The sequence below is a fragment of the Candidatus Neomarinimicrobiota bacterium genome (genome assembly GCA_041154365.1).
GTDB lineage: Bacteria > Fidelibacterota > Fidelibacteria > Fidelibacterales > Fidelibacteraceae > Fidelibacter > Fidelibacter multiformis.
The window spans coordinates 1,403,667-1,427,099 of sequence record AP035449.1 but is presented as its reverse complement, the minus strand read 5'-3'; the positions used below and the strand labels follow the sequence as shown (position 1 = coordinate 1,427,099).

At 44.3% G+C, this 23,433-nt stretch carries 21 protein-coding genes; 12 read left to right on the top strand and 9 right to left on the bottom strand.

Going from position 1 to position 23,433, the window contains the following annotated elements:
• Positions 1–60: 60 nt before the first annotated feature.
• The 6 genes from strainIA91_RS06205 to strainIA91_RS06180 form a co-directional block, all read right to left on the bottom strand.
• Positions 61–735, bottom strand: a complete 675-nt coding sequence (locus strainIA91_RS06205; protein WP_400165906.1) for a prenyltransferase/squalene oxidase repeat-containing protein — start codon at positions 733–735, stop codon at positions 61–63.
• Positions 732–1,388 carry a ribulose-phosphate 3-epimerase gene (rpe, locus tag strainIA91_RS06200; protein WP_400165905.1) on the bottom strand — a complete coding sequence of 219 codons (657 nt, stop codon included), beginning with the start codon at positions 1,386–1,388 and terminating at the stop codon, positions 732–734. The genes strainIA91_RS06205 and rpe overlap by 4 nt, the downstream gene beginning before the upstream one ends.
• Positions 1,385–2,260 carry a lipoyl synthase gene (gene lipA, locus strainIA91_RS06195; RefSeq protein ID WP_400165904.1) on the bottom strand — a complete coding sequence of 292 codons (876 nt, stop codon included), beginning with the start codon at positions 2,258–2,260 and terminating at the stop codon, positions 1,385–1,387. Before lipA ends, rpe begins: the two co-directional genes overlap by 4 nt.
• Before the next feature lie 1,139 nt (positions 2,261–3,399).
• Positions 3,400–4,656: a Y-family DNA polymerase gene (locus strainIA91_RS06190; RefSeq protein WP_400165903.1), complete on the bottom strand. Its 1,257-nt coding sequence runs from the start codon at positions 4,654–4,656 to the stop codon at positions 3,400–3,402.
• A 7-nt stretch (positions 4,657–4,663) separates the two neighbouring features.
• The gene (locus strainIA91_RS06185; protein ID WP_400165902.1) at positions 4,664–5,113 is read right to left on the bottom strand and encodes a LexA family protein; all 450 of its coding nucleotides are present in this window, start codon (positions 5,111–5,113) and stop codon (positions 4,664–4,666) included.
• Complete coding sequence (locus tag strainIA91_RS06180) at positions 5,110–6,549, bottom strand: aminoacyl-histidine dipeptidase (RefSeq protein WP_400165901.1); 1,440 nt, start codon at positions 6,547–6,549, stop codon at positions 5,110–5,112. Before strainIA91_RS06180 ends, strainIA91_RS06185 begins: the two co-directional genes overlap by 4 nt.
• An 85-nt stretch (positions 6,550–6,634) precedes the next feature.
• Here strainIA91_RS06180 and strainIA91_RS06175 point away from each other — a divergent pair, with 85 nt between their 5' ends.
• The gene (locus strainIA91_RS06175; RefSeq protein ID WP_400165900.1) at positions 6,635–6,883 is read left to right on the top strand and encodes a hypothetical protein; all 249 of its coding nucleotides are present in this window, start codon (positions 6,635–6,637) and stop codon (positions 6,881–6,883) included.
• A 51-nt stretch (positions 6,884–6,934) separates the two neighbouring features.
• On the opposite strand, the gene strainIA91_RS06170 is transcribed toward strainIA91_RS06175, so the two are convergent.
• Positions 6,935–7,726 carry a Nif3-like dinuclear metal center hexameric protein gene (locus strainIA91_RS06170; RefSeq protein WP_400165899.1) on the bottom strand — a complete coding sequence of 264 codons (792 nt, stop codon included), beginning with the start codon at positions 7,724–7,726 and terminating at the stop codon, positions 6,935–6,937.
• A 71-nt stretch (positions 7,727–7,797) separates the two neighbouring features.
• Between strainIA91_RS06170 and lepA the strand changes: the two genes are divergently transcribed.
• The 9 genes from lepA to strainIA91_RS06125 all read left to right on the top strand — a co-directional run bounded on the left by lepA (position 7,798) and on the right by strainIA91_RS06125 (position 18,906).
• Positions 7,798–9,603: a translation elongation factor 4 gene (gene lepA / locus strainIA91_RS06165; RefSeq protein ID WP_400165898.1), complete on the top strand. Its 1,806-nt coding sequence runs from the start codon at positions 7,798–7,800 to the stop codon at positions 9,601–9,603.
• Positions 9,604–9,614: 11 nt separating this feature from the next.
• Positions 9,615–10,073 (top strand): Crp/Fnr family transcriptional regulator, encoded by a 459-nt coding sequence (locus strainIA91_RS06160; RefSeq protein ID WP_400165897.1) that lies wholly within the window; start codon positions 9,615–9,617, stop codon positions 10,071–10,073.
• Positions 10,074–10,076: 3 nt separating this feature from the next.
• A complete protein-coding gene (locus strainIA91_RS06155) occupies positions 10,077–11,627 on the top strand; it encodes an amidohydrolase (protein ID WP_400165896.1) in 1,551 nt (516 codons plus the stop codon).
• A 6-nt stretch (positions 11,628–11,633) separates the two neighbouring features.
• On the top strand, positions 11,634–12,338 hold the full coding sequence (locus strainIA91_RS06150) for a type II CAAX prenyl endopeptidase Rce1 family protein (RefSeq protein ID WP_400165895.1): 705 nt from the start codon (positions 11,634–11,636) through the stop codon (positions 12,336–12,338).
• Entirely contained in the window at positions 12,335–13,153 is an 819-nt protein-coding gene (gene amrB, locus strainIA91_RS06145; RefSeq protein ID WP_400165894.1) for an AmmeMemoRadiSam system protein B, read from the top strand. The genes strainIA91_RS06150 and amrB overlap by 4 nt, the downstream gene beginning before the upstream one ends.
• A 1-nt stretch (position 13,154) precedes the next feature.
• On the top strand, positions 13,155–13,712 hold the full coding sequence (amrA, locus tag strainIA91_RS06140; protein ID WP_400165893.1) for an AmmeMemoRadiSam system protein A: 558 nt from the start codon (positions 13,155–13,157) through the stop codon (positions 13,710–13,712).
• Positions 13,705–14,520 (top strand): DUF2520 domain-containing protein, encoded by an 816-nt coding sequence (locus strainIA91_RS06135; RefSeq protein WP_400165892.1) that lies wholly within the window; start codon positions 13,705–13,707, stop codon positions 14,518–14,520. Before amrA ends, strainIA91_RS06135 begins: the two co-directional genes overlap by 8 nt.
• Before the next feature lie 101 nt (positions 14,521–14,621).
• Positions 14,622–17,552, top strand: a complete 2,931-nt coding sequence (locus strainIA91_RS06130; RefSeq protein ID WP_400165891.1) for a TonB-dependent receptor — start codon at positions 14,622–14,624, stop codon at positions 17,550–17,552.
• 19 nt (positions 17,553–17,571) lie between these two features.
• A complete protein-coding gene (locus strainIA91_RS06125) occupies positions 17,572–18,906 on the top strand; it encodes a hypothetical protein (protein WP_400165890.1) in 1,335 nt (444 codons plus the stop codon).
• 274 nt (positions 18,907–19,180) lie between these two features.
• Here the strand turns inward: strainIA91_RS06125 and strainIA91_RS06120 are convergent, their stop codons facing one another.
• Positions 19,181–19,987 carry a M55 family metallopeptidase gene (locus strainIA91_RS06120; RefSeq protein ID WP_400165889.1) on the bottom strand — a complete coding sequence of 269 codons (807 nt, stop codon included), beginning with the start codon at positions 19,985–19,987 and terminating at the stop codon, positions 19,181–19,183.
• Positions 19,984–20,334 (bottom strand): carboxymuconolactone decarboxylase family protein, encoded by a 351-nt coding sequence (locus tag strainIA91_RS06115; protein WP_400165888.1) that lies wholly within the window; start codon positions 20,332–20,334, stop codon positions 19,984–19,986. Before strainIA91_RS06115 ends, strainIA91_RS06120 begins: the two co-directional genes overlap by 4 nt.
• A 131-nt stretch (positions 20,335–20,465) precedes the next feature.
• Between strainIA91_RS06115 and strainIA91_RS06110 the strand changes: the two genes are divergently transcribed.
• A complete protein-coding gene (locus strainIA91_RS06110) occupies positions 20,466–22,355 on the top strand; it encodes an OPT family oligopeptide transporter (RefSeq protein ID WP_400165887.1) in 1,890 nt (629 codons plus the stop codon).
• Positions 22,356–23,429, top strand: coding sequence for an adenosine deaminase (gene add, locus strainIA91_RS06105; RefSeq protein WP_400165886.1), 1,074 nt, complete (start codon positions 22,356–22,358; stop codon positions 23,427–23,429).
• Positions 23,430–23,433 lie beyond the last annotated feature (4 nt).

Below are 23,433 nucleotides of genomic sequence, written 5' to 3'. Positions count from 1 at the left end.
TATTTGACGCCTGTCATAACGCCTGTACCCGAGCATGGCTGTCGACTTTTCGGAGTGGGATCAATAATGATTTAAAATAAAATCAGCACCCCGTTTTATTTTTTTCCGCTCCCGCATGATGGAGTGATAGCTGCAGGCACTCAAAACTTTCAATGTAAGCCAGACATCTGAACCCTCATCAGAAGTCCCCCATCCGCCATCTTCATTCTGTTGACGAACCAGCCATCGTATTGCCTGTTCAACAAAACGATTCCCCTCAAAATCATATTTTAACAGGGTTTCAATGACATGAGCATTCAGATGGAGGGGAAGGGGGAATGAACCGTCTTTATTCTGATGTTTTAAAATGTGAATGAAGACATTCTGAATGTCTGTCATACGTTTGTGACAATTATAATCCCGTGCCTCACTTAAAAGAGAGGTAAGATAATTGATCTGCAGAGCTCCCTGTTTGTCAGCAGGATACTCAGCATATTGTGTGGCTGGATCAAAGAGCTCCAGGGATTTTAATATTTTTGTACGGTTCCGGTTCTCATTCAATTCCCGTTTGGTGACTTTTAAATGGATTGCCATCTGATCCATTTGAAAGACATTTTTATAAAGGTAAAATTTAACCTGAGAATTCCTGGAGCGTAGAATTCTCTGTATGGGATCGATGGTGAAACGATTTGAAAACCAGGAAAGGTTTTCCGGTATTTCTGGAAAGGGAAGAAGATTTTTCTTTGTATTTTTCATAAAGTTTTTTTCATAAAGAGTATCGTTTCAGCAATGTTTTCAGAATGATAGATCGCGCTGCCTGCTACAAAAATTTCCACACCTGCCTTTGAGATTTCTGCAATATTCGCACGATTGATTCCACCATCCATTTCAAGTTTCACCTGTGGACAAGCCTGTTGTTCCCGCAAACGTAAAAATGCATCCACTTTTTTTAAAACATCCGGGATAAAATGTTGTCCACCAAAACCCGGGTTAACAGACATCAGCAACACATAGTCCAGTACAGGCAGGATATCCTGCAGGCAGGAAACAGGCGTTGCGGGATTTAATACAACACCGGCTTTCACGTTTTGATCTTTTATATGGGATATCAGACGATGCAGGTGGCGGACGGTTTCAGGGTGGACGGAAATCCAGTCTGCTCCTGCATCAATATACATATCAATCGTTTCTTCCGGATTTGTGATCATCAGATGGACATCCAAAGGTAGATCAGTCAATTGCCGGATTTTTTCAATCAATGGCGGACCAAAGGTCAGGTTGGGGACATAATGACCATCCATAATATCCAGATGGAGGATATCTGCACCGGCTTCTTCCGTAAGCCGGATCTGATCTTCAAGATGAAGGAAGTCCGCAGAGAGGAGGGAGGGTGCCAGTAATTTCTTCATGATTGTCCCTTTTTTTGAAAGATAGCCTGTTCATCGGCATGGTACGAAGATCGAACCAGAGGCCCTGATTCTACGTGATCGAATCCCAGGGTTTCCCCAATTTTTTTATATTCCATGAATTGTGCCGGACTTACATATTCTTTAACAGGCAAATGACGGGACGTGGGTTGTAGATATTGTCCGATAGTAAATAATGTAACTCCATGTTTATAGGCATCTTTCATCAAATCAATGACTTCTTCAGGTTTTTCACCCAGTCCCACCATGATACCGGTTTTTGTTAAGAATCCCTTCTTTGAAATATATTGTAACACATTCAAAGACAGCTGATAATTCCCTTTAGACCGGGCAATGGGATAAAGAGACGGGATGGTTTCAAGATTGTGTCCCACAACATCCGGAACCGCACTCAGCACCATGTCCAAAGCCTTCTGATCTCCCTGGAAATCCGGTATCAGAACCTCTATTTTACAGTTCGGATTCAATGACCTGATTTGATGGACGGATTCAGACCAGATGGAAGCTCCTCCATCAGCAAGGTCATCCCGGTCTACCGACGTAATGACCACATATTTTAAACCCAATTCGTTTACGGCTTCAGCAAGTTGCCGGGGTTCATCCGGATTCGGTGGCAGAGGAACTCCCTTTTTAACTGCACAAAAGCGGCAATTCCGAGTGCAGGTGTCACCCAAAATCATGAATGTAGCCGTTCGCCGTCCCCAGCATTCTTCCATATTGGGACATAAGGCTTCCTCACAGACGGTATGCAGTTTGTGGTCTTTGAGCCGTTGCTTGACGGTCCGGTATCCTTCACCCCCCGGAACCTTTATTTTTAGCCATTCCGGCTTTTTCAAATGATTTAATTGCGGCATATTTCCTCCATGTGAAAATTACGACATTCCCGGTTTAGTAGGGAGATAAAAAAGAGGAAATATAGAAATTTGCCTTTCAAACCGGATAAATTTAAGTGCTAATCTTACAAATTGGCTTTCAGAAAGGAAGAAATGGGAGGGAAATTGGGAATTGAGAATGGAGAATTGAGAATGGATTTTTCTCCCGCAGGGTACGCTGAGTTGCAGAGATAATTGCATTTGGATACGATCTTGTTTCGTGGAATTCAAGCACTTTATTTCGATCGAATTTTAATAGCTGTTTCTCCGTATTTAAATTGTGGTGCTTTTATACATACAGTGTCACGAAGTCATTGGCTGGCATTTTGAGATGATCACCTGTGGGCAATTTATTCCATGATCCCATCTCTATAAGACTGCTTCACAGTCCAATCAGTAACCGGGATGATGGATACAAGTCGATAAACTGGAGAATGATTCGAAGATTCATATATACGAATAACAATATTAACTTGCGTCATGTCGCATTTCGGTGTATCTTACCCCCGGGGTGGGGGGCGTTACCTAATCGAATTCATATATCTTGTTTCACTTATAGCCTTTGGAGTAATTGATTACAATATCATCCAATGAATAAAAGTCAGAATATCTAAGTCTCAAAATCTGCAATTTTCTAAAAACATACACTCAAAACTCAAGACTCCAACTCAGAGGCAGGACACATCCTGCCCCTACGACTCTCCACTCTCCACTCATTCAATGTATCTTACCCCCGGGGTGGGGGGCGTTACCTAAGCGAAATCATATATCCCATCTCTCCAATAATCCTTGTGCTAAATCAAATGAATCGCCAATTCTATTAAAGAAGTTAGAAGGTGGAAGTTGGAAGTTAGCGTCGCTTCGCTCCTGGTGTGTGTCGAGATGTAGGGACAGGCTACGGCCTGTCTGAAGTTGGCGTTGCTGCGCTCCTGACGTTTCAATCAAATAAATCAAACCAATCAAATCAAATCAATCAAATCAATCAAATCAATCCCTCATGTCCACAGTCCACTGTCGACTGAAAAAGTGACGAGTAACGCGTGACGCGTGAGAAGTGGTCCAATCGAATCAATCAACTGTTTACTGCCGACTGCCGACTAACGACTGATGACTGCCGACTGTCAAATCCTAACCGTTAAAATTTCATCCCAGTTTGTGGTATAGGCGGGTGTGATATTTTCCCGTTTCATTTTCCAGGATTTCTGAATGCCCTGGGAAGCAAAACGGAGGGTGTCACTGCCCATTTTCTGATTGATGAGGTCTACCACCTGCATGCGTTTGCGGCTTTTTTCCCGGGGACGGGCATCGAAAAGGTTTTGCTGTACACCGGTGTCCGGAACGATACTGCTGAGAATCACACCGGCTTTTTTATAGCGGTATCCCGGTTTGTAAATGTGCCTTAATCCGTATAAGGCATATTCGGTAATTTCTTCGGTACAGGCCGTGGGGACAGGGAGAGAGAGGACTCTGAAATTCTGATAGGCCCCTTCTTTAAAGGGATCGGTACGGATAAACACAAGAACCGTATTGGCCAGAGAGTGCTGTTGCCGGAGTTTTTCAGCCGACCGTGCCGCATATGTCGCAATGGATTCTTTTAGTTCCTGAAGTCTTTCCACCGGCCTTCCAAAAGAGCGGGAAGTGCAGATTTCCTGTTTATCCGGTGTTTTGTCTTCCAGGGGAAGGACCGGTATTCCACGCAATTCATAAACCGTTCTCAGTCCCGTAACCGTGAGATTCTTTTTAATCCAGAAGTCATTCATGTGGGTTAGCTGCCAGGCAGTAAAAATTCCCCGGGCTTTTAAAAAACGGGAGAGACGGGGACCAATGCCCCAAATATCTTCCACGGCGGTGTGTTTCAGAAACTCCTCCCGAAGAATCTCTGAATTAAGAATACATACACCCTCGTATTCCCCTTTCTTTTTCGCAGCCCGGTTGGCGATTTTTGCCAGGGTCTTACTGGATGCCACGCCGATGGAAACAGGAATGCCGGTCCACTGGACCACTTTTCTTCGTGTGTCCCGGATATGGGTCTCCAGGCGGTCTGGCGGAAAACCCCGCAAATCCAAAAAAGCCTCGTCAATGGAGTAGATTTCCATGGAAGGAACCATCTGGGCCAGAACTGTCATCACCCGTTGGGACATATCGGCATACAAGGTATAATTGGAGGAATAGACGGCGATTTTGTATTCCTGAATCATTTCACGGACCTTAAACAAAGGAGTCCCCATGGGAATGCCAAGTGCCTTCACCTCGTTGGACCGTGCCACAATACATCCGTCGTTGTTGGATAAAACGACAACCGGTTTCTTTTCCAGGGATGGATTGAAAACCCGTTCACAGGAAACATAGAAGTTGTTGCAGTCCGCAATACCAAACATGGGTTTCTCAGGGTTTATGGATTACGTAAGAAACGATGCCCCAGATCCGGAAATCATCGTCTTTGGTGACGGACATTTCAGGAAAATCGGGATTTTCCGGGGAAAGAACGATTTGTTGCCCGCTCTTTTTAATGCGTTTAACGGTAAATTCTCCATTGATTACACACACGGCTACATCCCCGTCCTTCGGTTCCAGAGAGCGGTCTACAATCAACATATCACCGTCACAAATACCGGCATTCACCATGGAATGCCCCCGGACCCGGACGTAAAAGGTCGCAGAGGGATTCCGGATCAGGTGTTTATTCAGATCGAGCTTGAGCTCTGCGTAATCATCAGCCGGGGATGGGAATCCTGCTTCCACTGTGGATTCGTAAAAGGGAAGTTTCAGGGGTGTGCTGCCTTCGGCGGAATAGAATTCCAATGGGCCGGATTTTTTTAAACGGATGAGTTTCATAATTCCTTCAGGAGTTGTTTCAAAAAGCGCCACACCTTCTCCAGCGAAGAGATACTCATTTTTTCTTCGGGAGAGTGGGCATTGACAATCAGGGGGCCGAAAGAGATCATCTCCATGCCGGGATATTTGGCACCGATCACACCACATTCAAGGCCGGCATGGATGACTTCAATCACCGGTTTTTTCTTGTGGACCCTTTCGTAGACGGCGGTACATTTTTTTAGCAGGGTGGAGTCCATATCCGGTTGCCAGGCGGGATAGCCGTTTCCCGATTCAACCTCTGCGCCTGCCAGAGACCCTACGCTTTCAATGCTTCGGGTAGTCGCATCCAGGCGGCTCATAACAGAACTTCTTTGACTGGTGAGGATGGTCAGTTCACCTGAATTCTCTTTCAGAGTTGCCAGGTTGGAGGAGGTTTCAACCAGTCCGGGAATTGTGGGTGACATGGCTGCCACACCGTGGGGTAAAGCCATGAGTGTTTGAATGATCCGGGAGCCTGTCGACTTTGAATAAGCCATTTCCGGCGATGCTGTTGCTTTTTCAAGGCTGATGCTCAAACGGGGATCACGTTCTTTGTATTCCTGGCGTAAATCGAAGAAAAAGGGTTCAAAACGGGAAGCGGGATCAGTTTGAAGCGTCGGCAATCCAATCAGGGCATGGGCATCCCGTGGAATGGCATTGTGGGCTGATCCGCCGGAAAGTGATAAAAGTCGCAATTCCGGTACCTGACGCTGAATATGATCCAAAACCCGTCCCAACAGTTTATTGGCATTGGCCCGTCCCAGGTGAATGTCACTTCCCGAATGTCCGCCGGAAAGGCCCGATACAGACAATTTGTAAATTTCGAAATTTTCAGGAATGGCTTCATCTTCTTTGATGAATCGTATTTTTGTGTCCCGGCCACCGGCACATCCGATGGTAAATTTTTTATCATCCTCCGAATCTATATTCAAAAGAATCTTACCCTTTAAAAAATCAGAGGAGAGTCCATTCGCACCGGTGAGTCCCGTTTCTTCATCTACCGTAAACAGCAGTTCCAGCTCCGGGTGCTCAATGGACGGATCTGTGGCGATTTTCATGGCCATGGCCATGGCAATTCCGTTATCTGCTCCCAATGTGGTTTGATCCCCATGGACCCAGTCTCCGTCAATTAATACTTTAATCGCGTCTTTCCGAAAATCATGGGTGGATTCCGGTGTTTTTTCACACACCATGTCCATGTGTCCCTGAAGCACTACCACAGGACTTTTTTCATAGCCGGGGGTGGGAGGGACGTGAATGAGGACATTCATCAGCTTGTCCCGTTTAGCCGTAAAACCCTGTTTTTCCGCCCATGTCATGAGCCAGTCCGATATCTGTTGCTCGTGCTTCGATTCCCGGGGGATTTGATTGATTTCTGTAAATATGTCTAAAATTTCCCTTATTTCTTTGTCCATATACGCTCCTTTGAGTTATATGTAAAAGTACAAAATTGCCGGGACAAATACATGTTATTTGGGAGTTGAGAGTGGAGAGTGGTGAGTGGAGAGTTTGAGTTGGGAGTTGAGAGTTGGTTGGGGAGGAAGGGCGGAATGCATTTTAAAAAAAGCTATTTACCCTGTTGATAACAATGATAAAAAAGAAAAAAATAAACATGTATTATTAAATACATTTTCTGGCAGATATTTTAAAAAATCTTCCCTGGGTTTTAACCTTTTACTAAAGAACATTCCAAAACGGCACAACCCACTAATCTCACACCAGGAAGCTCCAACAGAAGCACAATGCTAACTCACAACTCATAACTCCAACTCATTACCCATAACTCATAACTCATAACTCTTAAATAGGATTAAATATATCTCGAAAAACACATTCCACAGAAAATGTTTTTTCAATCAGTCGCTTCAGAGCCAGCACTCCGGTGGTTTCGGACCGGTAATGGCCGAGATTGATATAGTTTAAACCATGGTCATACAGGTAGGCCGGCAGGTGTTCCTTGATATCTCCGGTAATATAAGTGTCGGCCCCAAGTGATTGTGCATCAGTTATATACCCGCTTCCACCACCGCTTAATATTCCGATTTTTTCGGGTGTATCAGGACCAAAATCATAATACTGGATGCCACCTCGGCTTTTGTAGTGCAAGGGGGAAGGGTGATTGGTGGCATCATTTTCTCCATCTGGATCCAGTTCCTTGTGATAGAGGTTGACGATTTGTTGCAGACTCAGATTCCGTGTGTTTTCCACTAAAAAACCTACTTCAAAGGGTTCCAGTATACTGGCTCCGATCATCCGGGCTAATTCGGCATTGTTCCCAATCTCAGGATGGGCATCCATGGGCAGGTGAATGCCGAAAAGTGAAATATTTTTGTTTAATAAAGTATGAAGTGTCTTTTTAAAGGGTTCATGAATTTTAAAAAAGTCTTTTCCGAATATCCCATGATGGACAATGATGGCATCGGCATGTTCACGAATCGCTGCTTCCAGTAAAAGGGAGTGAAAAGATACTCCCAGAAGAATCTTGTGAATATTTTCTGCTCCTTCCACCTGCAAACCATTATAACAATAATCATCAAAGGTTTCAATCTGGTATAGATGACGTAGAAATTGATCAAGTTCGTGGCGTTTCATGGATCCTCCTTATCTTACCCTAATTTATCAATGTCTTTTTAATTATGGTAAAATTCCGTTATTTTCCGGACATGAAAGACAATAATATTCGAAATTTCTGCATTATTGCCCATATTGATCACGGAAAATCCACCCTGGCGGACAGGCTATTGGAATATACCGGCACTCTGCAGGCTTTTCAAATGAAAGAACAGATACTGGATGATATGGATCTGGAGCGGGAGCGGGGTATCACCATCAAATCCCACCCAATTCAGATTTTGTATAAAGCCGATCACAAAACAACGTATACACTGAATTTGATTGATACCCCCGGACACGTGGATTTCAGCTATGAAGTTTCACGGAGTCTTGCCGCCTGTGAAGGCGCTTTATTGCTGGTGGATGCTTCCCAGGGAGTGGAAGCCCAGACGGTTTCCAATACGTATTTGGCACTGGAAAACGACCTGGCAATCATCCCGGTGATCAATAAGGTGGATCTGCCGGGTGCACAGGTGGAATCAGTTAAACACCAGCTGGTGGATCTTACAGGATGTGAAGAAGATGACATCATCCTGACCAGTGCAAAGACCGGAAAAGGGATTCCCGAGCTGCTTCAGGCAATTATTACCCGGATTCCACCGCCGGAGCGTGATTTCAATAAAGCGGCACGGGCCCTGATTTTCGACAGTGTGTTTGACAATTACCGTGGAGCAATCCCCTACGTACGTGTTTTTGAAGGCCGGATTGAACCTGGTCAGAAGATGAAATCCTTTGCAACACGGCATGTCTATGAAATTACGGAAGTGGGAAAATTCCTCTTTAAAAAGATCCCTACACAAGAACTGAAAGCCGGAGATGTAGGGTATATTGTTGCCCAGATTAAAAATATCCGGGATTTAAAGGTTGGAGACACAATAACCACGTTGGAGAATGAGGCTAAATCCCCCTTAAAAGGCTACAAAGAGATGAAGCCCATGGTATTTTCCGGTTTGTACCCCGTCAACAGCGATGATTATGAAGAACTCCGTCAGAGCATTGAAAAACTTCAGCTCAATGATGCGTCACTCCGTTATGAGCCGGAAACATCCGAAGCCCTGGGGTTTGGTTTTCGTTGTGGTTTTTTGGGACTTCTTCATCTTGAAATTGTCCAGGAGCGTCTGGAAAGGGAATTTGATCAAAATCTGATAACAACCATTCCCAATGTGGAATACCATGTAACTGATCGCCAGGGGAATCTTTTTATTGTGGATACACCCTCAAAAATGCCGGATATGGGGGATATCGAGATGATCGAAGAGCCTTATGTTAAAGCCGAAATTATTACACCGCCGGAGTTTATCGGAAACCTGATGACCCTTACCCAGGAAAAACGGGCAACGTATGTCAATACCCATTATCTGGATCCAAGCAAAGTACAGTTGATCTATGAAATACCCCTTTCGGAAATTATCTATGATTTTTACGATAAACTGAAAACTGTAAGTCGTGGATATGCTTCTCTGGATTATGAATTTATCGGATATAAGCCCAGTAAACTGGTGAAAATGGACATCCTGATCAACAATGAACCGGTAGATGCCCTGTCGCTGATCATCCATCAGGATCAGGCATATTATCAGGGTCGACGTCTGGTTCAGAAACTTCGCAGCCTGATTCCCCGCCATCTTTTTGAGGTTCCCATACAGGCTGCGATCGGCAATAAAGTGATTGCCCGTGAAAATGTGAAAGCCCTGCGGAAAAATGTGACGGCGAAATGTTATGGTGGTGATATTACCCGGAAACGTAAATTGCTGGAAAAACAGAAAGAAGGTAAAAAACGGATGAAACAGGTGGGACGCGTGCAGGTTCCGCAGGAAGCCTTTCTGGCTGTTCTCCAGCTTGGTGATGAAAAATAAGGAGATACGTGATGGCTGTTAAAGAATTTTTGAAAGATCTGACTTTTTTCGAAGCCCTGCCAAATGATGTTGTTGATGATCTGATTCCCTATGCAGAAGTCTTAAAGCTTCCGGTTGGTTCTTTGCTTCTTCAGGAAGGAGAAAAGAGCCGTGATCTTTATTTTTTGGTCAGCGGACGGATAGAGATCACCATGAAGGTAAATTTTGATGAAAACGAGGAAATCAATATTTATCGTTTAAAACCGGGAGAAGCAGTAGGTGAATTTTCCTTTATTGACGGCTCACCCCGTAGTGCCAGTGCCCTGGTGGATAAGGATGCGGTGATTATTAAATTTGATTACGAAAAACTGAACGAACTTTTCAATAAAAATCCCCGGATTGGCTATCTGTTCATGAAACGTCTTGCCCAGTCTTTAACTGACAGGATGAGACGCTCAAATATCAGTCAACGAAATCTCTTCATCTGGTAAATCATGGCAGGTCAGATATTTCTCTATAACGGACGCATCTATACGGGGGATTCCAAAAAGCCCTGGGTATCCGCCCTTTTAATTGAGGATCAATACATTTCGGCCATTGGGGAATCCCACGAGTTTTCACCGTCCATCAGCCGGGACAGCATTACGGTTGATCTGGAGGGACGGATTGTTCTGCCGGGATTGTGTGACTGCCACATCCATGTCTCTGACTGGGCAAAAAAAATCACCCAGTTAAACCTGGGGGATAGCAGCAGCAGGGATGAAGCGGTTCAGATGATCCGGAATGAGTACAAAGGACAGGAATGGCTTTTGGGATGGGGCTGGAATGCCAATGCCTGGGATGAATATCTGATGCCCCGGGCCAGTGATCTGAACTTTTTATCTTCCCACACCAAGGCCATTTTCATCAACAAGGATTATCACACTGCCTGGGTAAATTATCCTGTTTTCGACCTGATGGATACCCGAATACTGATGAAAAATATCCAAAATGGCCGGGTTCCCCTGGATACATCGGGTAAACCTTTGGGAATTGTGAAGGAAGATGCACTCAACGAACTGATATCCCCCATCATCCGGAAAATGGAATCCCCGGTATTTCATGAACCGGAAAAAATATTCAATGAACTATTCAAACAGGGAATTACTACCGTCCACGCTGTGGAGGAATACGACAATTTTATCAAATACCAGAATTTATATCAGGATCCATCCAAACGGGGTCCCCGTTTCAGATCCTATATTTATTGGGATGATTACAAATCGGTAGAGTCCATGATGATGAGTTCCGGAGGGGGAGGAAGCTGGTTCGAATTTCTGGGAATGAAAATTTTTCTCGATGGATCCCTGGGGAGCCGTTCTGCGGCCATGCGTTTTGATTATACCGATGCAACAGCCCAAAGCTTTTTAAAATATTCCCAGGAGGAACTGGATGGCATCCTCTCGAAAGCAAACCGGAATCACTGGGATATGATGGTCCATGTGATAGGTGATGCGGCACTGGAACAAATTTTTAACAGTCTTGATAAATATGATGGAAAATGTCGTCTGGAACATGTTCAGTATATTCCCGAGGATCTTTTAAACAGAACCTTGTGGCGAAATCTGGCAATATGTATCAATCCCTCTCATCTGCCCGGGGATATCCACCTGGCAGAGAAAATCTGGGGGAAGGACAACTGCAGCCATGCCTATAATTACCGGGATCTGTGGAGTACAGGAGCCAATGTGATCATAGGCTCAGATGCGCCTGTTGAAACAGTAAATCCCTGGAAAGCCGTCCATGCAGCAGTATTCAGATATCCGGAAAAAGAAGAAAAATCCTGGTACCCCGAACAAAGTCTGACCATTGATGAGTGTATCGATGCATTGACAATACATCCATCCCTAGCAGCAGGTAAAGAACACCTGGTGGGAAAACTTCTGCCAGGTATGTTGGCAGATATGATCGTCATCAGTGAAGACCCCTTTGAAACGGAGGATTTTCTCTCTATAGAAACCCTGATGACCATTATCGACGGAAGGATTGTTTACTCCGTTTTATAAGCTGTTATGCCCCTGAAACATACAAAATCACCGCTCCTCTCATTTATCGCCGTGATCCCACTGGTGATTATCTATGAATCTGTCATGTTTATTCGTTATCAATCTGAATCCGTGTCAATCCGGAACGGGGCGGATATCCTTCTGAAAAGGCTCCTGTCTGAAATTGGATTTTACGGACTGGAGGCAGGCATTGTTCTTTTTCTTATAGTGTTCATCATGGTAAAATGGCTTCATAATATCCATTTCAATGAAAGTGAACTTAAATTTATTTCTATTCCGGTCATGGCTGGTGAGGGCTTGATTTACGCCCTGTTAATATTTTACATTCTAATACACCTGAATATGAGTTATGCACCTGTCAACAGTCCGGATCACGCACTGAACATAGCCTACAGTTGTGGAGCGGGTGTCTATGAAGAACTGGTTTTCAGAGCCGTTATCATGTATGGACTCTATCTCATGATTCAATCACTGGGAAAGAATGAATGGTTGTCGTGGGTATCGGCGATTCTTATTTCAACGGCGGTTTTTGTCACACTCCATTATGTGGGAGAATTCAAATACCTCTTCGAATGGCACAGCTTTTTGGTCCGTTCCGCCGTTTCGGTGATTTTGAGTCTTGTCTTTTTGTTTCGCGGATTTGCAGTTGCAGCTTATACCCACACATTTTATAATCTTTCACTGATTTATCTGGGAGGATTGATACCATGATCAGACAATCCAGTGTTGCCGGCCAGTTTTATCCGGGATCTCCCCGGGAACTGACCTATATGATCCGGGCTTTTCTGGGAAATGCAGAAAATCTGGATGTGAAAGGAAAAATTTCCGGCCTTGTCGCACCCCATGCCGGGTATATTTACTCCGGTCAGCGGGCAGCAGAAGCCTATAAATCCCTGAGCGGAAAGATGTTTAAAAATGTCCTTGTCATCAGCCCGAGCCACCGGGATTTCTTTGATTTTATTTCCATCTATCCCGGAGAGGGATATGAAACACCCCTGGGGATACTTGAAAGAACAGAAGATTTTGACACGTTGATTGAATCATCAACGGGATGCCGCTTTTCAGAATCCGGTCATGGCTTTGAGCATGCCCTGGAAGTTCAACTTCCATTCCTTCAGGTTGTTTTGGGGGATGGCTTTCGCCTTTTGCCTGTTGTTATGGGTAATCAGGACGAAAAAAACATTGAATACCTGGCACATTTTCTGAAAGCTGCCAAAGGACAGGATCCCGATTTATTAATCATCGCCAGTTCCGATCTGTCTCATTTTCACGATTCTGAAACAGCCCGGCGCATGGACGGCATGTGGATTAATGCCATGAAGAAATACGACATTGAAACCCTGGAAAACTATTTTTTTTCTGAAACTTGTGAAGCATGTGGAGGAGGGGGAATTATTGCCCTGATGAAAGCACTGTACTCGGATAATACACAGATTCGGGTCACAGGTTATACCCATTCCGGTGAGATCAACCGGGATGATTCATCGGTTGTGGGATATACATCGGCTGTAATATCGGAGGTGTGATATGATACTGGATCATCATGTGAAACAAGAGCTTCTCAAAGCTGTTCGCAGTTACCTGTCGTATAAATTAGGTATCAGCGATACGAAACCTGTGTTGAGTGAAAATCCCCTGTATAATCAAAAAACCGGAATATTTGTCACACTCCATAGAAATCAAGAGCTCAGGGGATGTATCGGACACATTATGGGTCACATTCCCCTGAAAGAAGCTCTTTTTGAGATGGCAGAAGCCGCCGCCTTTTCAGATCCCCGTTTTCCCCCCTTAAGCAGAAATGAACTCCAGGATATCAGCATTGAAATTTCAATCCTTTCCGAATTGATTCCGGTGGATTCCATAGATAAAATTATACCGGGACAACACGGCGTGGTATTGAAGCAAGGATTTCGACAAGCTGTTTTTCTGCCTCAGGTGGCTCCGGAACAAGGGTGGGACAGAGATGAGATGTTAACCCATCTATCCATGAAAGCGGGCCTGAAACCACAGGCATATCTGGATAAAAACACAGAATTTTTTGTCTTTACGGCAGATGTCTTCTCGGAAGAAGATGACCATGCATAAAAGATTTTCACTCATCGGGACAGGTCGCATCGGCTGGGCTTTGAGCGGACTACTAACAGATTTGGGATGGACCATAGATCGGGTGGATGATGTATCAGATCATCAGTTGAAAGCTTATCAAAAGCATTTTTCCTCCTGTTTTACTCCAAAACCCACACCATCCCAACCGACATGCCTGTTGATTTGTATCCGGGATGATTCTTTTCATGAACTGATCCGGGATCTTCAGCAAAAACCGGAATGGAAAACACCTCATATTATCCATACAAGTGGTTTTCATCAGGCGGAAATATTGTCCCCCCTTCGAGATGTTTTTCAGTCGGAAATCCATTCGTTTCATCCCATGATATCAGTCATTGAAACAAACACTGACCAGGGTAAAAAACTGCTGAAAAAGGCATGGTGGGCCTTATCAGGCGATAACCCCTCGTGGATGCAAAATATGGCATCCGCATGGGGATTGCAGACTTTTCTTTTGCCCGATGATAAAAAAGATTTCTATCACGCTTCGGCTGTGATGACGGCAAATCTGATTATCGGTATCCTGCGGGGAGCCGAAGCGACAGCTTCCTTGGCCGGAATATCCCCTGAAGATTATGAAAAAATTTTTTTACCGCTGGTGGACAGTGTGATCGACCATATTCATCAGAGTGGATTGCATAAGGCGCTGGGGGGTCCCATTGTCCGGAAAGATTACCATTTACTGGAACGGGAAAAAGCCGCCCTTAAAAAGGCAGGACTTACTGATGAATACGCCATGTATGATCTCCTCAGCAGGTATTTGATACAAAAGATGTCAATAAACTGAATTCGCTGATTAATTAACCATTAATTCATTTTTTATTCACGAAGCTTTAATTCCTGATGTGGAATTTCCCTGTGTGATAACGATAAAACAAGGGAGATACGATGATCCGGACAAAAAAATTCATGAAAGCAGGTATTTTACTCTTTATGATGATGGGCATTGGTATTCAACTCCATGCGGGGAACGGAGGAGGATCCTTAAAAGGGCGTGTCATAGACTATAAAACAGGCCAGGCTCTTGTGGGAGCAAATGTCATGATTTCAGGAACATCCATGGGAGCAGCCACCGATTTGGACGGTCATTATATGATTTATGATGTGCCCCCTGGCACCTATGATGTTTCTGTCAGCTATGTGGGATATGAAAACCAGGCCGTAAAAGGACTTCAAATCCAGAAAGATGAAAACCATTATCTGGATGTTGCTCTCATCCCATCGGTGATGAATTTATCAGAAATTGTCGTGGAAGCCCGGGCATCCTCAAATTCGGATGCATATCTGATTTCAGAAAAAAGACAGTCATCCAATGTTCAGGATGGAGTCAGCGGGTCTCAAATGTCCCGGTCCGGTGATTCCAATGCTGCCGATGCTGTCAAACGCATTACAGGTGTCTCGGTTCTGAATGGGAATACAGTGTATGTTCGCGGACTTGGAGACCGTTACGTTTCTACACAAATGAATGGGGTACCGATTCCAAGTCCGGAACCGGAAAAGAAGAGTGTCCCCCTGAATCTCTTTTCCACCGGAATTCTTGAAAGTATCACGGCATATAAAACATTCACACCGGATTTGCCAGGTTCTTTTGGTGGAGGAACAGTGGATATCCGGACAAAGGCCTATCCAGATCAACGTATTTTTAATGCTTCGCTGGGATTTTCTGGATCAACGGACCTCGTAGGGGCTCAGTTTCGTCTTGGCAGCCAGGGATCTTTGGACTTCTTTGGTTTTGATGACGGGATTCGAAGCATGCCAGCCGAGATTCCGGAGAATAAAATATTATCAAAATATAACGGGAATGATATACTCAGTCATTATCAGTCTCTGGCTGATTATGGCAGGGCTTTTTCGACGGATATGACCAGTTCGGAAGAAAATTCCTTTATGCCGGTTTCGATAGGTTTTAACGCCGGCAACCGGTATACACCCACAAAAAATCTGGAATACGGGTATTATACCAACGTCCATTTTTCCAATGATTATGGGTACCGGGAAGAAATATTCCGTAAATATTCTGCTTCTGATGAGAAGATGATTGCCCGGACGGATTTGCTGAATCAGAAAAGCAGTTATAAAACAAACCTGAGTATCAGCGGGAGTATGGGCGCCAAAATCAATAATCAGCACAAATTGAAATTATCATCCCTATATACTCATGCTTCAGAAAACGCATTTACGTATGGGAGTGGAAAAACACCGAATCTGGATGAAAAGGGTATTTACCTGAGAGAATATTTTGTAGAAAAAAGTATTCTCAATACATCGCTGACAGGATTGCATCATTTTGATAAACAGGCTGATAGCCGGGTGGAATGGACTATCAACACAGGCTTATCACAACTTTCCGAACCAGATGGGAAAAGCCAGAATTATAAGTACTATCCAGGCGAAGAGATCTATCGTCTGGCCAGTTCATCCGCAAAAGCAGGTATCCGGGATTTTACCAAAGGATTCGATTTTAACGGAAATGCAGATGTGAATTACAGCCTGAATCTGAAAGACCGCTTGGGTGAGTTGTATAAAATCAAGACCGGCGGAAGGTTGCAATACAAGCTCCGGAGTTTTCAAAAAAGATCGTTTTATCATGAATATAGTAACGGTACATGGCCTGATGAACTGATATCCCTTGATGTAAAAAGCCATCCGGACTCTTTTGGAGAAATATTCCGTGAAGAAAACTACTTTTCATACAACAGCAACGACCAACACATCAGTGAAGGACTCATTCTGCTGGAATCTACAGATGGCGCTACGCGAAATGCCTATGATGCCCAGGAAATCAATAATGCATTGTATGTCATGACTGATATTCCCCTGGGAATGGGTCGCTACACAACTCTCAACAAATGGCGTATCATCGGTGGGGTACGAATTGAAGATTATCGTGTAACCATTGCCTCCTATAATCCCGTCACCGGAGTTCCCTATACGAGTGATATCCTGGGAGGAGAACAGGTTGAGACAAATCTTCATGAAACAACACTCCTGCCTTCATTGAATCTGGTATATAATCCGTCAGATTATCAGAAATTCAGAATTTCATACAGCAATACAGTGGCCCGTGCAGAATTCAGGGAAATGGCTCCCTATGAATTCCAGGCCTTTTATGGTGGGAATCCTGTTGTTGGTTATCCCTATCTTCAATCAAGTCGTATCGGAAACTATGATTTTCGGTATGAATGGTATCGCATGGCCGGTGAGATTTTTTCTGTTGGAGCCTTTTTCAAGGATTTTTCACATCCCATTGAAAAAGTCATTATAGAAACAGCTGATGAATCCTATATCACTTTCCAAAATGCCGAACATGCCACTACCTACGGTATTGAAGTGGATTACAGAACCCATCTACCCATCATTCCTCTGGAATCAGGAAAAATCATGGTGACATTTAATACAACCCTCTCAAGATCCCGTGTAAAATCTCCTGAAACCATTCGTCTTTTTACAGGTGCTGAAACACCCAATAATGCCCAATCCCTGGTTCGTCCACTTCAGGGACAATCGGATATCATGCTGAATCTTTCCCTGAATTACCACGGTTTAAAGGGTTTCAGCGGATCTCTGAGTTATCATACGTTTAGTCCACGGCTTAATGCCCTGGGAAGCGGTGATGTTCCCAATGAGTACGAGTTTCCTTTTCACTCCTTGAATCTCACATTCAATAAATCCATGGGATCTTTGAATCTGAGCTTTAAGATTAAAAATATTTTGAATTCAATGGTTCGATTTGGCTTTGAAAAAGATGACAGGCTTTACATCACGGATCAGTATCGTCCCGGGATGGGTGCAGGAATAAGCCTGTCTTACGCAATGTAACACACAAAAAGGAGAGATGATGAAAAAGCAGGTATTCAGGGTTTTACTGGTGATTGGACTGGGTTTATGGATTTTGTCAGCCACGGGGTGTAATCTGTTGAACAGCAATGAAGATGATGAAACAGACAACGAAATTCAGGCGGATGTGGTATTAAAGGGAAATATCACAAGCAATCTGACACTGCATGCCGAGGATAGCATTGTCCTGGCCGGACAGACCTTTGTTAAACCAGGTGTCACCTTGACGATAGAAGAAGGTACAACTATTTATGCCATGGCTGATGATGGTAAAGGCTTGGCCCCGGCGTTGGTCATTGAACGGGGTGCCAGGATTATTGCGGAAGGAACTGCAGCAAAGCCTATTACCTTTACTTCCATACTTCCCCGGGATATGCTGGACAGAAATCCCATGGGAAACTGGGGTGGACTAATCCTTTTAGGAAATGCTCCGGTAAATATCGGTGAAACCTATGTGGAAGGTTTAGCCGGAATTCCTTTTGGAGGCAATGATCCCGAGGATGACAGTGGCATTTTGAAATATGTCCGGGTCTGGCACGGCGGACGTTCCATCGGCCAGGATAATGAGATCAACGGAATCACACTTGCCGGTGTAGGACGGGGAACAACCGTTGAGTATTGCGAGGTGGCCTATAATCTGGATGACGGATTTGAAATGTTTGGGGGAACAGTGAATCTTAAACATTGTGCAGCCATCTTCTGTGGAGATGACCATTTTGATACGGATTTGGGATATGAAGGGAAGGGACAGTTTCTTCTGGCTCTCATTGGTTCTGATGACGGTAACCGTGGCTTTGAAATGGATAACGACGGGTCAAATATGGATTTGCAGCCCCGATCTTTTCCACAATTCCATAATGTAACCATTATCGGTTCCGGTCAAAGTGCTTCTGCAGACAATGACCAATGTATCCGTCTTCGCGAAGGGACCGGTGCAGATTTTCGGAATATGATTATCTATCAGGGGAAGGAATATGGTGTTCGCATTTCGGATGCACCTACACAAGCCCTGATTACAGCAGATCTTGCCGGAGAGACTGCTCCTGATTATCTCTATTTCTCACCCAATAATATCATTTATGGTACGCCGGACCTGTTCAAAGGTGATGAAGACAGCGTACTGACTGCCGTTCAGGAAGATCCGGGTTATGCCCTGGACGGACGTGAAAGTGGCGGACTCCTTGATCTGTTACCTGCTCCCGGAGGGGCAGCATTTCAGCTGGTTGACGAACTTCCCAATGACGGATTTTTTGAAAACGTGAATTTTAAAGGGGCTTTTGGTACAGAAAACTGGCTTGATGGCTGGTCAATTCTGTCTGAAACTCAGCGGTTTTAATCGTTATCACACAACTGACCCCGCAAAACAATCCGGCATTAATGCCGGATTGTTTTTTTATAGCTTATTTTTTAAAACGATAGAAAAGTATTTAAAAAAGACATATTCTTTAGCATGACAATTATGGCAGCTCAGGAGTTTTGTTCCCGGTAGCATTTTCATCCACCGGTTTCGATGGATACGACGCATGGAATGTCTCTTGCAAATGGCACAACGGCCATGCTGCTGAACAAGCCGGAATTTCATCACAGATTATCCGATTCCCTGATTTCTTTCATGAACAAAACTGGATGAAAGTCATCATATCAAAAATATTTTCAGCTTTATACCGGATAGTGGATTCATCTGTCATCTCAACACCCGGGAAGAAGCTGTATTTATAGGCAATCGTTGGATGTGAATAGACAATCTCCATGGACAAGGAGGATGGAATCACCGGAATACACTCTCTGAAACGTTTCACATTCAAGGCTTCTTTTACGGCTGATTTATATTCCTCAAATACTTTTGACGGAGTTTTTGTGACGACTGCATTTCCAAAACCAAGTTTTACCGGCAATGTAATGATTTGAGGAATCAGTTCTTTTGCCTGTTTGCACATCTCGTCGTCTCCTGAAAGGAGTGTTACCGGAACCTTATAGTGACCGGCGACCAGAGCATGGAGGGTGAATTCTGAGATCCGGTGCCCATTCAAGCGCATTTCACGGATAATGGATGAAGCCATGGTGTGGGAGAGGGGATTTCCCAGGGAGCCGGAAGGGGAGTGGTATCCCATCATAAACAGAGCATCAAAACTGCCGTCAAGTCCCTGAACCATTGAAAAAGGGTGACCACTCCAGCCACGGATAACGGTCACATACTCCGGAAGCTCATCGATCAGAATATTCCGGCCTGATGCATGAGCATCCTTCACCAGAATTTCCCGTACCCCGTTGCTTTTTGCTTCTTTACTGGCAGCTAAAACTTCCCGGGTCATAATCTTCCGGTAATATTGGTGTTCCTGATGACCTATTTCCGCATCATCCCAGTTGGCGACACCAGTGATGCCTTCAATATCTACACTCATGTACAATTTCATCATGATCCCTCTTTCGTCATATCCTGATGTTTTTTGAGTTCATCCAAAACTTTGGGCAATAACTTAATGATTCCCGTCAGTCCAACTATGGGTGTAGTCAGTATGACACTGTCAATAATCTCATCTGAACTGGCACCTGCTTTCAGTGCTTTGGGAATGACAATTTTAACGGCCTCAGGCTGTTGTGTCGTAACCTGAAGGGCCAGGGTAATCAGAATCCGGGTCTTGTCATCCAAATGTTCCCCCAGCGTGGATATGAGCTTCTGATAAGATTTAACGACTTCTTTCCGGTTGGACATCAGAAATGTAAGTCCATCCACATCATAATCCTTGAAACTGTATTTTTCCATGGTTGAACCCCGATTTTTATTGAATTTAATCAAACTTAAGGATAAAAATCACTTTACCACAAATGGAATCATGACTATTTTAACCTCATGTTCCGACAAGGCTTTAACCAGACAGTTAAATGACAGGGATTATGATGAAAGTAAATCACACTTTACCTGAAATCACACTGAAATCTGTGATACTTGGTGTCTTTTTATCCATTGTTCTTGCCTCTGCAAATGCTTATTTGGGCTTATTTGCCGGAATGACGGTCAGCGCTTCCATACCTGCTGCAGTCATATCCATGGGCGTTTTGAAACTCTTCAAACGATCCAACATTCTTGAAAATAACATTGTACAAACCTCTGCTTCTGCAGGAGAATCTCTGGCGGCAGGTGTAATTTTTACCATACCCGCACTGGTGCTGATGGGATATTGGACCGATTTTGATTATTTTGAAATTGCAAAAATCTCCGGTATCGGTGGATTGATTGGAGTCTTTTTTACCATTCCGCTGCGGAGAGCTTTGATTGTAGAAGCGGAATTGCAGTATCCCGAAGGTGTGGCAACGGCTGAAGTTTTAAAAGCCGGTGATCATCAGGGTGAGACGGATGATTCCTCAAAAAATCTGATGATGATTTTTAAAGCAGCCCTGTTTGGTGGATTGATGAAGCTTGCCCAACAGGGACTACAGATGTGGAATTCAGCCATTGATTTTGCCCTTCCCTTTGCTTCCAGACAGGCAGAAAAACGCTCTGTCATTGGATTCGGCTCTGAACTGTCTCCGGCACTTCTGGCCGTCGGATATATTGTGGGGAGAAATATTGCCGTCCTGGTTTTTGCCGGTGGACTGATTTCCTGGATTGTTGCCATTCCCCTATATTCGTTTTTTAATCCTGTTGAAGCAGGTTCAGGATATCTGGATGCAGCCTATGATATCTGGAATGCTAAAATCCGCTATATGGGTGTCGGTGCCATGGTTATCGGAGGAATCTGGTCTGTGATCAACCTCTATCGCCCCCTGGTGAACGGTGTCAAATCCAGTCTGAATGCCTACAAGAATCGCAATTCCGGAATTGCTGTGGAACGCCATGAAAAAGATATCCCGATAAACTGGGTGATCATTGCTCTGATTATTTCTGTTATCCCCGTATTTTTTATTTATCAAGATATCATTCATAATGTATTTACTGCACTTTTAATGGCTGTGATTATGTTGATCTTCGGATTCCTCTTTTCTGCAGTAGCCGGTTATATGGCGGGCCTGGTGGGGTCTTCCAACAATCCCATCAGTGGAGTGACTATCGCAACCATTCTCTTTTCTTCCCTGCTCCTGCTTCTTATCAAAGGGACCGGCAGTATAGAAGGTGCAGCAGGTGCTGTGATTATCGGTGCAGTTGTCTGCTGTGCCGCAGCCATTGCCGGTGATAATATGCAGGATTTAAAGGCCGGTTATATCCTTGGAGCCACACCCTGGAAACAGCAGATCATGCAAATTGTGGGAACACTTTCAGCAGCCATCGCTCTGGGACTTACACTGGACATCCTCCATAGTGCCTACACAATCGGAAGTGAAACCCTTCCGGCACCTCAGGCAACCCTGATGAAATCCGTGGCGGAAGGCGTTTTTCAGGGGAATCTTCCCTGGAATTTTGTGATTACCGGCGCCGTTTTAGGTGTTTTGATCATTATCGCAGATCTGATACAAAAATCCAGGGGATCCGATTTCAGAATACCCATTCTGGCAGTGGCCGTCGGTATTTATCTGCCCATCACTCTCTCAACTCCCATCTTCATTGGTGGAATGGTTTCCCATTTTACACGGAAACACAGGGAGACACATCCGGAAAATAAGCAGGGGCTCCTTTTCGCATCGGGACTCATTACCGGTGAAGCGTTGATGGGCATCTTGGTCGCGATTCCAATTTTTATCTCCGGTGAAAAAAATTGGTGGCCTGAAATACCCGGTTTTTCATGGCTTGGGATCTTGCTGTTTGTCATAATAACTGCGATATTAACGAAAATTGCAAAAAGGAATTAAATGTCACATCATCAGAACTATGATCCCAAATTAAGGGAAGTCATTCAAAAATTTCCAAAAGCTGAGCTGCACTGTCATCTGGATGGTTCACTCAGGCCGGATACCCTTTTTGATCTTGCCAAACAAAATAATGTCAACATCCCTTATGAAAATAAAAATGATTTAATGGAGTTCCTTCGCTTTGAAAAGGGTGAATCGCTGGAAGTCTTTCTGAAAAAATTCGATTTAACATTGAGTGTTCTCCAGACTCCCGATGCTCTTGAAAGAGTAGCCTACGAACTGGCTGAAGATGCTTCCGCGGAAAACATCAAATGGCTGGAAGTACGGTATTCACCCATTCTGCATGTGAATAATGATATGGGAACGGTTGATAATCTGGAAGCTGTAATCCGGGGGCTGAAAAAAGCGGAGATGGATTTTGGAATCCGTGGCGGCGTAATCATCTGTGGCATGAGAAGTATCAGTCCCGATATCTCTTATAATCTGGCAGAACTGGCCGTTGCCTATAAAAACAGGGGTGTTGTGGGATTTGATCTGGCTGGGCCGGAAGAAAACTATCCGGCTAAAGACCACGAGAATGCGTTCAGGCTGGTTTTAAAGAACAATATTAATATTACGATTCATGCCGGCGAAGCATACGGACCTGAAAGTATTCATCAGGCGGTCCATTATTGCGGGGCACACCGCATTGGCCATGGAACACGTCTGACGGAAGATGGAGATCTGCTCAATTATATCAATGATCATCGCATTTGCCTTGAAATATGCCTCACCAGCAATGTCCAGACAGGGGCTGTCCAAAGCCTGAAAAAACACCCTTTTAAATATTTTAAAGATTACGGACTCCGTTTGTGTCTGAATACGGATAATAGGCTGATTTCCAACACCACACTTACCGACGAACTGTGTCTGGCATATCATACTTTCAATTTGAAATTGAAAGACATTAAAGACGTCCTGATTGATGGTTTTAAAAGTTCTTTTATGCATCATCGGGATCGGGTCCGGCTCATTCGGGAAGTGTCTCCCATCATGGATGAAATGATCCGTGATTTTGATAAACAGGAATCCTGATTAT

Coding starts and splice junctions, on each gene's coding strand:
- strainIA91_RS06110 (WP_400165887.1), top strand. CDS start 20,466: ATGATGAAAGTAAATCACACTTTACCTGAAATCACACTGAAATCTGTG.
- strainIA91_RS06130 (WP_400165891.1), top strand. CDS start 14,622: ATGATCCGGACAAAAAAATTCATGAAAGCAGGTATTTTACTCTTTATG.
- strainIA91_RS06205 (WP_400165906.1), bottom strand. CDS start 735: ATGAAAAATACAAAGAAAAATCTTCTTCCCTTTCCAGAAATACCGGAA.
- strainIA91_RS06135 (WP_400165892.1), top strand. CDS start 13,705: ATGCATAAAAGATTTTCACTCATCGGGACAGGTCGCATCGGCTGGGCT.
- strainIA91_RS06185 (WP_400165902.1), bottom strand. CDS start 5,113: ATGAAACTCATCCGTTTAAAAAAATCCGGCCCATTGGAATTCTATTCC.
- strainIA91_RS06190 (WP_400165903.1), bottom strand. CDS start 4,656: ATGTTTGGTATTGCGGACTGCAACAACTTCTATGTTTCCTGTGAACGG.
- strainIA91_RS06125 (WP_400165890.1), top strand. CDS start 17,572: ATGAAAAAGCAGGTATTCAGGGTTTTACTGGTGATTGGACTGGGTTTA.
- strainIA91_RS06160 (WP_400165897.1), top strand. CDS start 9,615: ATGGCTGTTAAAGAATTTTTGAAAGATCTGACTTTTTTCGAAGCCCTG.
- lipA (WP_400165904.1), bottom strand. CDS start 2,260: ATGCCGCAATTAAATCATTTGAAAAAGCCGGAATGGCTAAAAATAAAG.
- lepA (WP_400165898.1), top strand. CDS start 7,798: ATGAAAGACAATAATATTCGAAATTTCTGCATTATTGCCCATATTGAT.
- amrA (WP_400165893.1), top strand. CDS start 13,155: ATGATACTGGATCATCATGTGAAACAAGAGCTTCTCAAAGCTGTTCGC.
- add (WP_400165886.1), top strand. CDS start 22,356: ATGTCACATCATCAGAACTATGATCCCAAATTAAGGGAAGTCATTCAA.
- strainIA91_RS06180 (WP_400165901.1), bottom strand. CDS start 6,549: ATGGACAAAGAAATAAGGGAAATTTTAGACATATTTACAGAAATCAAT.
- strainIA91_RS06120 (WP_400165889.1), bottom strand. CDS start 19,987: ATGATGAAATTGTACATGAGTGTAGATATTGAAGGCATCACTGGTGTC.
- strainIA91_RS06115 (WP_400165888.1), bottom strand. CDS start 20,334: ATGGAAAAATACAGTTTCAAGGATTATGATGTGGATGGACTTACATTT.
- rpe (WP_400165905.1), bottom strand. CDS start 1,388: ATGAAGAAATTACTGGCACCCTCCCTCCTCTCTGCGGACTTCCTTCAT.
- strainIA91_RS06155 (WP_400165896.1), top strand. CDS start 10,077: ATGGCAGGTCAGATATTTCTCTATAACGGACGCATCTATACGGGGGAT.
- strainIA91_RS06150 (WP_400165895.1), top strand. CDS start 11,634: ATGCCCCTGAAACATACAAAATCACCGCTCCTCTCATTTATCGCCGTG.
- amrB (WP_400165894.1), top strand. CDS start 12,335: ATGATCAGACAATCCAGTGTTGCCGGCCAGTTTTATCCGGGATCTCCC.
- strainIA91_RS06170 (WP_400165899.1), bottom strand. CDS start 7,726: ATGAAACGCCACGAACTTGATCAATTTCTACGTCATCTATACCAGATT.